The 10,641-nt window shown below is 73.7% G+C and carries 14 protein-coding genes and 1 pseudogene; 6 read left to right on the forward strand and 9 right to left on the reverse strand.

The features are described 5' to 3' along the window. Window positions 1–248: 248 nt before the first annotated feature. The 3 genes and pseudogenes from U6N30_RS13905 to U6N30_RS13915 all read right to left on the reverse strand — a co-directional run. Window positions 249–1,448, reverse strand: a pseudogene (locus tag U6N30_RS13905) (amidohydrolase); the annotation flags it as partial. Then, entirely contained in the window at window positions 1,445–1,816 is a 372-nt protein-coding gene (locus tag U6N30_RS13910; RefSeq protein WP_324277731.1) for a hypothetical protein, read from the reverse strand. The pseudogene U6N30_RS13905 and the gene U6N30_RS13910, both read right to left, overlap by 4 nt. Before the next feature lie 108 nt (window positions 1,817–1,924). Beyond that, on the reverse strand, window positions 1,925–2,470 hold the full coding sequence (locus U6N30_RS13915; protein ID WP_324277732.1) for a hypothetical protein: 546 nt from the start codon (window positions 2,468–2,470) through the stop codon (window positions 1,925–1,927). Between the two features lie 123 nt (window positions 2,471–2,593). Here U6N30_RS13915 and U6N30_RS13920 point away from each other — a divergent pair, with 123 nt between their 5' ends. From U6N30_RS13920 to U6N30_RS13940, 5 genes are all read left to right on the forward strand, one after another. Next, entirely contained in the window at window positions 2,594–3,016 is a 423-nt protein-coding gene (locus tag U6N30_RS13920; protein WP_324277733.1) for a hypothetical protein, read from the forward strand. After that, window positions 2,998–3,324 (forward strand): hypothetical protein, encoded by a 327-nt coding sequence (locus U6N30_RS13925; RefSeq protein WP_324277734.1) that lies wholly within the window; start codon window positions 2,998–3,000, stop codon window positions 3,322–3,324. Before U6N30_RS13920 ends, U6N30_RS13925 begins: the two co-directional genes overlap by 19 nt. A 43-nt stretch (window positions 3,325–3,367) precedes the next feature. Beyond that, a complete protein-coding gene (locus tag U6N30_RS13930) occupies window positions 3,368–3,526 on the forward strand; it encodes a hypothetical protein (RefSeq protein ID WP_324277735.1) in 159 nt (52 codons plus the stop codon). An 85-nt stretch (window positions 3,527–3,611) separates the two neighbouring features. After that, the gene (locus U6N30_RS13935; RefSeq protein ID WP_324277736.1) at window positions 3,612–3,998 is read left to right on the forward strand and encodes a hypothetical protein; all 387 of its coding nucleotides are present in this window, start codon (window positions 3,612–3,614) and stop codon (window positions 3,996–3,998) included. Window positions 3,999–4,176: 178 nt separating this feature from the next. Beyond that, window positions 4,177–4,578 carry a GNAT family N-acetyltransferase gene (locus tag U6N30_RS13940; protein ID WP_324277737.1) on the forward strand — a complete coding sequence of 134 codons (402 nt, stop codon included), beginning with the start codon at window positions 4,177–4,179 and terminating at the stop codon, window positions 4,576–4,578. 36 nt (window positions 4,579–4,614) lie between these two features. Here the strand turns inward: U6N30_RS13940 and U6N30_RS13945 are convergent, their stop codons facing one another. Further along, entirely contained in the window at window positions 4,615–5,451 is an 837-nt protein-coding gene (locus tag U6N30_RS13945; RefSeq protein WP_324277738.1) for a lysophospholipid acyltransferase family protein, read from the reverse strand. A gap of 9 nt (window positions 5,452–5,460) precedes the next feature. Further along, complete coding sequence (locus U6N30_RS13950; RefSeq protein ID WP_324277739.1) at window positions 5,461–6,609, reverse strand: glutamate--cysteine ligase; 1,149 nt, start codon at window positions 6,607–6,609, stop codon at window positions 5,461–5,463. A gap of 312 nt (window positions 6,610–6,921) precedes the next feature. On the opposite strand from U6N30_RS13950, the gene U6N30_RS13955 reads away from it, so the two are divergent. Then, window positions 6,922–7,767 carry a hypothetical protein gene (locus U6N30_RS13955; protein ID WP_324277740.1) on the forward strand — a complete coding sequence of 282 codons (846 nt, stop codon included), beginning with the start codon at window positions 6,922–6,924 and terminating at the stop codon, window positions 7,765–7,767. Window positions 7,768–7,815: 48 nt separating this feature from the next. Here the strand turns inward: U6N30_RS13955 and U6N30_RS13960 are convergent, their stop codons facing one another. Genes U6N30_RS13960 through U6N30_RS13975 form a run of 4 tightly spaced genes read right to left on the reverse strand, consistent with a single transcriptional unit; the run spans window position 7,816 to window position 10,575 of the window. Continuing rightward, complete coding sequence (locus U6N30_RS13960; protein WP_324277741.1) at window positions 7,816–8,952, reverse strand: Rv2578c family radical SAM protein; 1,137 nt, start codon at window positions 8,950–8,952, stop codon at window positions 7,816–7,818. 57 nt (window positions 8,953–9,009) lie between these two features. Then, window positions 9,010–9,486: an Lrp/AsnC family transcriptional regulator gene (locus U6N30_RS13965; protein ID WP_324277742.1), complete on the reverse strand. Its 477-nt coding sequence runs from the start codon at window positions 9,484–9,486 to the stop codon at window positions 9,010–9,012. Further along, window positions 9,461–9,820, reverse strand: a complete 360-nt coding sequence (locus U6N30_RS13970; RefSeq protein ID WP_324277743.1) for a M24 family metallopeptidase — start codon at window positions 9,818–9,820, stop codon at window positions 9,461–9,463. Before U6N30_RS13970 ends, U6N30_RS13965 begins: the two co-directional genes overlap by 26 nt. Further along, window positions 9,751–10,575 (reverse strand): M24 family metallopeptidase, encoded by an 825-nt coding sequence (locus U6N30_RS13975; protein WP_324277744.1) that lies wholly within the window; start codon window positions 10,573–10,575, stop codon window positions 9,751–9,753. The genes U6N30_RS13970 and U6N30_RS13975 overlap by 70 nt, the downstream gene beginning before the upstream one ends. Window positions 10,576–10,641 lie beyond the last annotated feature (66 nt).

Here is a 10,641-nt window from a genome sequence, read left to right on the forward strand (position 1 = left end):
GGCCAGGACGGCGGAGAGGGTCTGCCGGGTGGCCCAGAGCGCCAGGTGCGCGGGAGCGCCCACCGCCAAGGGACCGGCCGGGTGCTCGGCGCGGACGGCGTGCCAGCCGCCGTGGGTGTGCGCGTCGAAGGCGTCGAACGGTCGCAGGCCGGAGCCGGGGGTCCGGTGGTCGACGGCGGCGTGCACGCTCCCCAGGGGTCCAGCGGGGTGACCGGGGCGTCGCTGCCCAGCGCGAGGGCCACGCCGGCGTCGGAGAGGTCGGCGAACGGGTTGGTGGCCGCGGCCCGTCGGAGGCCCAGCCGCTCGGCGTACATGCCCGTGTCGCCGCCCCACGCGGCGTCGAAGGCCGGCTGGACGCTCGCCACCATCCCCCAGGCCTGCATGCGGTCCACGACGGCGTCGTCGCACATCTCCAGGTGCTCCAGCCGGTGCCGGCAGGCACGCACGGCCGCGACGCCCAGGTCCTCGACGACCGCGCCGACCGCGTCGAGCACCTGGTTCACCGCCGCGTCGCCGATGCAGTGGAACCCGGCCTGGATCCGTGCCTCCGTGCACGCACGGACGTGGTGGACCAGCGACGCCGTCTCGAAGCGCAGGGCACCGCTCGTGGCGGGCCGGTCGGCGTAGGGCTCGCTCAGCGCGGCGGTGTGCGAGCCGAAGGCGCCGTCGCAGAACAGGTCCCCGCCCGCGCCGGCGAGCCCGAGCTCGCGCACCAGGTCCAGCCCACCCCGTTCGGCGAGCTCGCCCCAGTAGCCGAGCACCCGTGGTCCGGGCTCCTCGCCGGCGAGCGTCAGGAGGGCGGCCAGGTCGTCGGCGCCGGAGACCTCGGGGCCCGCCATCTCGTGGAGGCTGCCGATGCCGAGGCCGGCGGCCGCGCCGAGCGTCGCCCGCTGGGCCGTGCGCCGTTGCACGGGGTCGACCGCCCCGTACGCGGCCCGGCGGACCGCGTGGTGCGCGTCGAGGCGCAGCTGACCGTCGGCGCCGAAGCCGGGGAGGTCGGCCACACCGGGCACCCGGTCGAGCAGCGCGGTGGAGACGGTGGCCGAGTGGACGTCGACCCGGGCGAGGTAGGCGGGTCGGTCGCCGACGACGGCGTCGACGTCGTGCCGGGTCAGCGCGCGTCCCTCCGGCCAGTCCGTCTCGTCCCAGCCGGTGCCGAGGACGATGCCGGTCGGAACCGCACAGGCATGGGCGGCCACGGCGCCCACCGCGTCGCGAAGGCTCACGCTCGAGTGGAGGTCGAGGCCGGTCAGCGCCAGGCCGGTCGCGGTCGCGTGCACGTGCGCGTCGACGAAGGCCGGGGTCAGCAGCGCCCCCTCCCCCGCCACCACGCGTGCCGCCGGAGGTGCGCCGGCGGCCGGGCCCAGCCACGCGATGCGCCCGTCGGACACCTGCACCGCCCACCCGTGCCGGTCGCCGACGGTGACGTCGGTCAGCAGCAGGCTCATGCCCGGACGCGCGGATCGATCAACGACCGGACGCCCGGTACGCGGCGATAGAGGTCCAGGGCCAGGGCCGCGTGCCCCGGCGTGTAACCGTTCCCCACGAGCATCGTCACGTCCGCCGCCATCCCTTCCGCACCCAGGGCCGCCGCCGAGAAGGACGTGGCCATGGAGAAGAAGACCACGGTGCCCCCGTCGGCCGTGGCCAGGACGGCCCCGTGCTCGGCGCCGGGAACGTCCACGCACACCACCGTGACGTCTGCCGGGGTGTCGACCGCGGCGGCGACGGCCAGTGGATCGGTCGCGTCGGCGATCACCACCCGGTCGGCCAGACCGGTAGCGCGCAGCGCTGCGGCCTCGCGCTCGTCGCGCACCAGCCCGGTGAGGTGCGCGGCACCGCCTGCCCGGGCGGCGGCGAGAGAGGCAGCCGGATTTTCCGGCGGCCCCGAGCACGACGACGGAGCCGGCACCCGTCCGTTCGATCACCCGGGCGGTGGCCGCGGGGGCGCCGCAGACGTCCAGCACGGCCAGGGACACCGGGTCGGGCAGGTCGTCGGGCAGGACGGCGGCGATCGAGCGGGCGAACAGGATCGCCGACCCTCGGCCGGGACCTGCTCGCTGCGCCCGTCCCAGCCGGTCAGGCCGTCGGTGAGACGCAGCGGCGTCAGGGTCAGCGAGACCAGCGTGGCCACCCGTTGGCCGACGGTCAGTCCCAGCGGGGACTCCGGGCCCACGGCGTCGACGACCCCGATGAGCATGCCGCCGGACCCCGTGACGGGGTTCTGCATCTTGCCCCGCGCGGCGACGATCCCGAGGACCGCAGCCCGGACGGCGTCGCCGTCGCCGCCGCAGGACTCCCAGAGCTGGCGGTAGGAGGCGGCGTCGAGGTTCAGCCGCTGCACGGCGATCCGCACCTCGTCCGGCCCGATGACCGGGTCGGCGTCCAGCCGCAGCGCGGCCTGGGGCAGCGCCCCACGGGGCTCCAGCACCCGGTGGGCACCGAGCGAGCGGTCTGCCGATCTCGCCACGCGACTCTCCCGTCTCACCCGTTCGTCGCAGGAGAACCTATCGTGCAGAGCCCCTTGTGCCGAAGAATCTCCCGTAGGCTCACCCGTGTTGCGGAGGGCCGCGGCAGGACAGGAGGCGACACCGTGCTCGAACAGCCCTACGAGTACTCGGCGCGCGCGCTCGTCGAGCCCGACTGGCGGCGGCTGCCCGGCTTCGCGGACGTGACCGACGAGCAGTGGCGCAGCGCCCAGTGGCAGCGGGTGAACTGCGTCAAGAACCTGCGCCAGCTGCGCGGCGTCTACGGCGACCTGCTCGACGAGACGTTCTACGCCGACGTCGAGACCGACCAGGCCGGTCGCGCCACGATGTCCCTGCTGCTGCCGCCACAGATGCTCAACACGATGGTCCCGACGCAAGCGCCGTCGACGGCGGCGATGCTGGCCGACCCGGTGCGCCGGTACATGCTTCCGGTCGCCTCCGACCGGCTGCCCGGCGCAGCCGCCAGCCACCCGTACGCGGCGCGCGACTCTCTGCACGAGCACGAGATGTGGGCCGTCGAGGGCTGACCCACCGCTATCCGACCAAGGTGCTGGCCGAGCTGCTGTCCACCTGCCCGCAGTACTGCGGTCACTGCACCCGCATGGACCTGGTGGGCAACTCGACGCCCGCCGTCCCCAAGCTCAAATTCGAGCTCAAGCCGGTGGACCGGCAGACGGCGATGCTCGAGTACCTGCGCCGCACCCCGGCGTCCGCGACGTCGTGGTCTCCGGCGGCGACGTGGCCAACCTGCCGTTCAAGAACCTCGAGGCGTTCGTGGCCGGCCTGCTGGAGATCGAGTCGGTGCGCGACATCCGGCTGGCGTCGAAGGCCCTGATGGGCCTCCCCAGCACTGGCTCCAGGACGACGTGGTCGAGGGCATGACCCGCCTGGCCACGACCGCCCGGGCCCGCGGGGTCTCGCTGGCGATCCACACGCACGTCAACGCCGCCCAGTCGGTGACCCCCTGGTGGCCGAGGCGGCGCAGGCGATGCTCGCCGCGGGTGTGCGCGACGTGCGCAACCAGGGCGTGCTGCTGAAGGGGTCAACGCGACCGCGACGCAGCTGCTCGACCTGTGCTTCGCGCTGCAGGACGGCGCCGCGATCACGCCGTACTACTTCTACATGTGCGACATGATCCCCAGCGCCGAGCACTGGCGGGTGTCGCTGGCGCAGGCGCAGACGCTGCAGCACGACATCATGGGCTACCTGCCGGGCTTCGCGACGCCGCGCATCGTCTGCGACGTCCCCTACGTGGGCAAGCGCTGGGTGCACCAGGTGGCGGAGTACGACCGTGAACGCGGCATCAGCTACTGGACCAAGAACTACCGCACCGGCATCGAGGCCGGCGACGAGGCGGCGCTGGACCGCCGCTACACCTACTACGACCCGATCGGCACCCTGCCCGAGAGCGGGCAGGCGTGGTGGGCGCAGCGTGACCTGGACCCGGTCGCGGCCGAGGTGCGCGCCGCGTCGTCGAGGGCGGCGTCGGCGGCTGACCTCCTCGGCTGAACGCCGTCTCCCGGGTGTCCGGGATGGCGGCTCGGGTAGCCCTGGTCCGTGGGGACGACGCATGAGCTGCTCTTGCGGACCGATCGGCTGCGGCTGCGCCCGTGGACCACGTCGCGGGAGGACATCGCCCGGCTCACCGACCTCTATTCCCGCGAGGAGATCACCCGCTGGATCGGCGGTGCACCGTCGGTCCCCCGGACGAGCTGGTGGCGCGCTGGGCCGCGGTGTCCGCGCTCGACGAGCGGCACGGCTGCTGGGCCATCGAGCGGCCGGACTCCCCGTCGTGGCCGGGACGGTGCTCTTCAAGCCCTTGCCGAACGGGGTCGGGGAGGTCGAGGTCGGCTGGCACCTGCACCCCGACTCCTGGGGGCACGGGTACGCCACCGAGGCCGCCCGGGCGGTCATCGACCGGGGGTTCGACGCCGGCGTGCCGGAGGTCTACGCGGTCGTCCGGCCCGGCAACCAGGCATCCGTGGCGGTGTGCGCCCGGCTGGACATGGAGCACATCGGTCGCTTCCGCCGGTGGTACGACGTCGAGCTGGAGACGTTCCGGCTGACGGCGCCCGTCGTCGTCGAGTGACCCGTCGTCGAGTGACTCAGCGGCGGAGGCGGGCCATCAGGCGCTTGACCGGGTGCGGCCGCTCCGCCGTGACCTCCTTGCCGGCCGCCCGGATCGAGTCCTTCTCCGCGGCCACCTCGGGGGTCGGCGCGGTGCCGCCCAGGTGCGCGGGCAGCCACCAGCGCTCCTCGTCGCCGGCCGGCTGGTCGGGGTAGTCGCGCTGGGCCTCGTCCAGCAGGGCCTCCATGGCCGCCCGGGTACGCCGCAGGAGCGCCTGCGGCTTCTCCCCGGCTGCGGGACCAGCGGCTCGCCCAGGATCACCATGACGGCCACGCCGCGGCGCAGCTCGATCTTGTGGCCCTTGGTGGCGACGCGGTGCCCGCCCCAGACCGCAGCCGGGACGATGGGCACACCGGCGTCGACGGCCATGCGCGCGGCGCCGGCCTTGAGGTCCTTCACGGTGAAGCTGGTGCTGATCGTGGCCTCGGGGAAGACGCCGACCACCTCGCCGTCCTTGAGGGCGCGGACGGCGGACTCGAACGCCGCGGCGCCGGCCTTCCGGTCGACCGGGATGTGCTGCATCGCGCGCATGAACGGGCCGGAGAACCAGTGGTCGAAGACGGCGGACTTCGCCATGAACCGGACCAGGCGGTGCTGCGGTAGTGCGCCGAGGCCGAGGAAGGTGAAGTCGAAGAAGCTGACGTGGTTGCTGCAGATGATCGCGCCGCCGGTGGTGGGCACGTGCTCGGAGCCGCGCACGTCGAAGCGGAAGCGGAACAGCCGGAAGACCACCAGGCAGGCCCGGATGACGAACCGGTAGGGCCGGTCGCGGCGCGGCGGCATGGAGCCGAAGAGGTTGCCGCGGACGACGTCGCGCCAGCTCGCGGTGTACATGGCGGAAATCTAGCCGGTCGGTCCCTGCGCCGCCCGAGCGACGTCCTCCTGCCGGCCGGTGGTGAGTGCGACCGCGGTGCGGACCACGGCGGCGAGGTCGCCGGTCTCGTGGTGGACGCGGCGCTGGAGGTCGGCGCCGGTCCCCCGTCGCAGGACGGTGCCGAGTCCGTCGGTCACCCGCTCCTCGTCACCGGCGTCGGCCAGCGCCGGGCGGATGTGGTCCAGGAGGGCGCCGACCACGTCCGCCGCCGGAGCGGGGCGGCCGGTGAGCGGGTGGACGAGATCGCCGGTCAGGCCGGAGCGCCCGGCCCGCCAGGCAGCCATCCGCAGCACCGCGGCCGGCACGTCGGGTGGCGGGCCCGCGTCCCGGGCGGCCGTCTCGACCAGGCCGCGGACCACGCCGGCGAGGGTCACGGCGTCCTCGACGCGGAGCGCGACGTCGGCGGTGCGGATCTCGACGGTCGGCCAGTTGGCCGAGAGGCGGGCGTCGAAATAGACCATGCCGGTGTCCAGGACGGTGCCGGTCCCCAGCACCCGGTCCATGAGGTGGTGGTACTCGGCGGCGTCGGCGAAGACCTCGGTGGGCCCGGCCGATGGCCAGCGGTGCCAGGCCTGGGAGTGGAAGCTGGCGTAGCCGCTGTCCCGGCCCTGCCAGAAGGGTGAGTTGGCCGTCAGCGCGGTGAGCACGGGCAGCCAGACTCGGATGCGGTTGAGGACCGCGACGCCCTCCTCGTCGTCGGCGACCGACACGTGCACGTGGCAGCCGCACGTGAGCATCTCGCGGGCCGTGAGCCCGAACGCCTCGAGCATGCGGGCGTAGCGCTCGCCCTCGGTGGCAATGGGCTCGACGGGGACCGGGGAGGTGGCCAGGGCGACGACGGACGCGCCGGTGGCCGCCGCGGCGGACTCGGCCCGGGCCCGCCAGAGCCCGAGCTCTGTCTCCACCTCGGCGAGGTCGGAGCACACGCGCGTACCGAGTTCGAGCTGCTGCGCCTTGAGCTCCGGCACCAGATGGGCTGCCGACCCCGCGTCCCTCGACCCGCCGGTCTCGTCGTCGCCCCGCTCCGCGCGGTCGTGCTCCTGGGGGTCTCTCCTCGCCCCGGCGCGAGGCCACGTCGAGAGCGTCGGGGCCGAGTGGGACGGGACGGCCGCCGGCATCGACGACCAGCAGTTCTTCCTCGACCCCGATGGTGCGCACGTCCTCGATGATCGTCAGCCACGCTGCCGGCCGCGCGGTGGGCGTGGCACTGCGACTCCATCGGGGCACGACCTACGGCCGTTATCCCCAAGATAGATATGACAAGTGATGGCGGACCCTCCGGGCCGCCACCACTCCTGGTCACCCTGACACCACGGCCGGGGCTCCCGCGATTGTTGATGCGGCGCCCGGAGGGTGCCGTGAAGCGGGCTTCACCAGGTGACCACAAATCGGGACTGCATGTTTGTTGGGGATAACGGTAGTATTCCGTCATGAGAGGTGGGTGGCAGCAGCCGCTGCCCGACATGCCGACGCCTCCTCCTGCCCGGGCCTGGCGCCGGCTGGAAGCGCCACCCGGGTACGAGGCGCAGTGGCGCCGGCTGGCCGACGCCGCGCTGGAGCTGGGACTGGGCCCTGACCAGCTGAGCGAGACGGGGCTCGAACCGCTGACGGCGGCCCGAGGCTGGAAGCCGGCGACCGTGGCGCTGTACACGAAGGTCGCCCGGTACGGCGGCGTGGCCCTGCCGAGAGTGGCCACCCCGGAACCGGATCCGCCCGAGCTCGATCTCCGGCCCCTGACGCGCATCCGCACCGAGGACCCCGAGCACCTGCGGTCGGTGGCCTGGTGCGCCGTCGCACTCGGCTGGCCGGCGTCGGTGGCGGCGTTCCGGTCGCTGCGCCGGGACCAAGTGCGGCCGAGCGGACGGCGCCTGCTGGTCTCGACCGACGACGGCGAGTGGTCGGTCACCGGCGCGCTGACCGCGTGGCATGCGTGGGAGGCGGTCAGGTCGCGGTTCCCGGCGCTGGCCGAGAGCCCCTGGGTGCTGCCGGCCCTGCGGCGCGGTCCGGGCCTCGATTCACGGATCGGCGGCCGGTTGTCGAACCAGGCGCTGCAGGCCACCTTCACCAAGCACGCCGCCCGGACGGCGCAGCACCTGCGCGCGACGTCGGCACCGTCGCGGGAGGCGTGGGCGGCGGAGCTGGCCGTCGCCTACCGGGAGCTCTCCTACGACTCCTACCGCCGGCTGGCTCTGGCCGCTGGAGCGCCGCCGGTGTCGCCGCGCGGCGTGGTCCGGGCCGCGCGGGCGGTCGGCCGGTCGTCCCGACGGGCCGGCTGAAGCACACCGCAATCGCTCCGGTGTGCCTGGGCAGCGGCCCAGGTCGCCTCAGATGAGAGCGAGCTGCTCGCCCCCGGGAGACGCTTCCGCGCAGACCGGGGCGGGAGCGAGCTGGCTCTTCGGGCGCACGCCGGGCATGCCGCCGGTCGGCAGGCTGCCCTCCGGGAAGCCCACCTCCGGGTCGCCGGGAACGCCGCTGGTGATCACCGTGTCGACCGCCTTCCGCGCCGTCCCTCCGCTCTGCCGGTCCAGGCCGTGCGCCGCCAGGAGCGGTGCCACCCGATGTGCCAGCCACGTGCGGTACTCGGTCGGCACGTAGGCCCGCCGCGCGTAGAGCTGCTGGTAGCGCGGGACGAGCTCCGGGTGCTCGCGGGACAGCCACGCCATGAACCACTCTCGCGCGCCCGGCCGGAGGTGCAGCGGGATCACGGTCACCCCGGTTGCTCCGGCCGCGGCGATCGCCGCGAGTGCGGCATCCAGGTTTGCCAGGCCGTCGGTGAGGCCCGGCAGCACCGGTGCCAGGAACACGCCGCACGGCAGACCGGCATCGGCGAGCGCCCGCACCAGGTCCAGCCGCGCCCGCGGCGTCGGCACACCCGGCTCCAGGCCGGCGTGCAGGTCGTCGTCCCAGATCGCCATGGAGACCCCCAGCCCCAGCGGGACCGATTGCGCGGCGTCGCGCAGCAGCGGGACGTCCCGGCGGAGCAGGGTGCCTTTCGTCAGGATGGAGAACGGCGTGCCCGACTCGGCGAGCGCCCCGATCACGCCCGGCATCAGCCGGTAGCGACCCTCGGCCCGCTGGTAGGGGTCGGTGTTGGTGCCCAGGGCGACGTGCTCGTGCGTCCACGACGGCCGCGCCAGTTCTCTCCGGAGGATCTCCGCCAGGTTGGTCTTGACCACGACCTGCGTGTCGAAGTCCTGACCCGAATCGAGTTCCAGCCATTCATGCGTCTTCCGAGCGAAGCAATAAACGCAAGAATGAGAACATCCACGATAAGGATTAATGGTATAGGGAATGGCATCGCCGATTCGCCCGGCACGTGGTTGAGTGCGCTCTTGGCTCGAACCTCGTGGAACGTCAGACCGGGGTACTCCGGCACCTGGACGCTGCGCAGCAGTCCACGGATGCTCGGCATGCCGGGCAGGGTGGTCGGCTCGTCGAAGTCGAGCCGCTGGGCGTCCCATCGCATGTCGACCATCGAACACACGTTCGAACGGTTTGTCCAGCCGCTGCCTCGAGGATCAGATGGGCGGACGGTCCTCGTAGAAGGTGGAGAGCACCACCGTCGTCCTCGTGGTGACGTTCGCGGCCGCGCGGATGTCCTGGAGCAGGTGCTCGAGCGCGTCGGGCGAGGCCACCCGCACCTTGAGGATGTAGCTCTCCACGCCGGCCACCGAGTGGCACTCCTCGATGGCCGACAGGTGGGCCAGTCGCGCGGGCGCGTCGTCGGGCTGGGCGACGTCGATCGGCGTGATCGACACGAACGCCGTCAGCGGCAGGCCCAGCGGCTTGGGGTCCAGCGTGGCGCGGTAGCCGGTGATCAGCCCGCGCTGCTCGAGCCGGCGGACCCGCTGGTGCACTGCGGACACCGACAGGCCCACCTTCTCGGCGAGGTCGGTGTAGCTGGCCCGCCCGTCCCGCGCCAGGGCGGCCAGCAGCGCACGGTCCACGTCCACGGCGGGCGCGGCCGGCTCAGCCGGCGAGCTCGACGAGCTCACGCGGGCCCTCGTTGAGCGTGCGGACGCCGTCCTCGGTGCAGACGACGATGTCCTCGATGCGGGCGCCGCAGCGGCCGGGGAGGTAGATGCCCGGCTCGACCGAGAACGCCATGCCGGGCACGAGCGGCAGGTCGTTGCCCGCCACGATGTAGGGCGCCTCGTGGGTGTCCAGGCCGATGCCGTGACCGGTGCGGTGGATGAAGTGCCCGCCCCACCCGGCGTCGTCGATCACCCGGCGGGCCGCGGCGTCGACCTCCTCGGCGGTCACGCCCGGGCGGACCGCCGCGGTGGAGGTCTCCTGCGCGGCCTGCAGGACGGCGTACCACTCGGCCACCTCGGCGCTGGGCGCTCCGCCGACCAGGTAGGTCCGGGTGCAGTCCGAGCGGTACCCGGTGCCCGTCTCTCCCCGATGTCGACGACGACGAGGTCCCCGGCCTGCACGGTGCGCCCGGAGAGCTCGTGGTGCGGGCTCGCGCCGTTGGGGCCCGACCCGACGATGGTGAAGTCCACGCCGGTGTGCCCCTCCGCGATGATCGCCGCCGCGATGTCTGCGCCCACCTCGGCTTCGGTGCGCCCGACGCGGAGCCACTCGGCCATCCGGGCGTGCACCCGGTCGATGGCGGCGCCGGCCAGCGCGAGCTCCTCGATCTCCGCGGCGGACTTGACCATCCGCAACCGGTCCACGACCGGGCTGGCGATCTCCAGCGTCGAGCCGGACAGTGCCCGCTGGACGCCGAGCGCGTGCTCGGCCCAGGTCCGGGCACCGACCGCCACCCGTGCCGGCCTGGCCCCGAGGCGGGCACCGGCCTCCCGGGCCAGCAGGGCGAACGGGTCGTCGGTCTCGTCCCAGGCCAGCAGCTCCAGCCCCAGGCTCCCGGCCGGGCTCGCGTCCACCATCGGCGCCTCGAGCCGCGGGACGACGAGGAAGGGCTCCCCGCGGCCGGGCACGACGAGAGCGGTCAACCGCTCCATCGCGTGCGCGTCGTAACCGCACAGGTAGCGCAGGTCCGATCCGGGTGTGAGCACCAGGAGGTCCACGCCGGTCTCGGCCGCGATGTCGCGGGCGGCGCGCATCCGGTCGATCGTCACCAAGGGGCCGGTTCCGGCCGGTGCTGTCGGGGTTGCCACGAGCGCAGAGTAGCCACGGGGACCGCC

The organism is Blastococcus brunescens (assembly GCF_035320885.1).
Taxonomy (GTDB): domain Bacteria; phylum Actinomycetota; class Actinomycetes; order Mycobacteriales; family Geodermatophilaceae; genus Blastococcus_B; species Blastococcus_B brunescens.

What these genes read in the sequence shown, in the direction of transcription:
- U6N30_RS13930 (WP_324277735.1), top strand. Translation starts at nt 3,368, where the DNA reads ATGACCCGCCTGGCCACGACCGCCCGGGCCCGCGGGGTCTCGCTGGCG.
- U6N30_RS13935 (WP_324277736.1), top strand. Translation starts at nt 3,612, where the DNA reads ATGTGCGACATGATCCCCAGCGCCGAGCACTGGCGGGTGTCGCTGGCG.
- U6N30_RS13945 (WP_324277738.1), bottom strand. Translation starts at nt 5,451, where the DNA reads ATGTACACCGCGAGCTGGCGCGACGTCGTCCGCGGCAACCTCTTCGGC.
- U6N30_RS13950 (WP_324277739.1), bottom strand. Translation starts at nt 6,609, where the DNA reads ATGCCGGCGGCCGTCCCGTCCCACTCGGCCCCGACGCTCTCGACGTGG.
- U6N30_RS13955 (WP_324277740.1), top strand. Translation starts at nt 6,922, where the DNA reads ATGAGAGGTGGGTGGCAGCAGCCGCTGCCCGACATGCCGACGCCTCCT.
- U6N30_RS13960 (WP_324277741.1), bottom strand. Translation starts at nt 8,952, where the DNA reads ATGGGACGCCCAGCGGCTCGACTTCGACGAGCCGACCACCCTGCCCGG.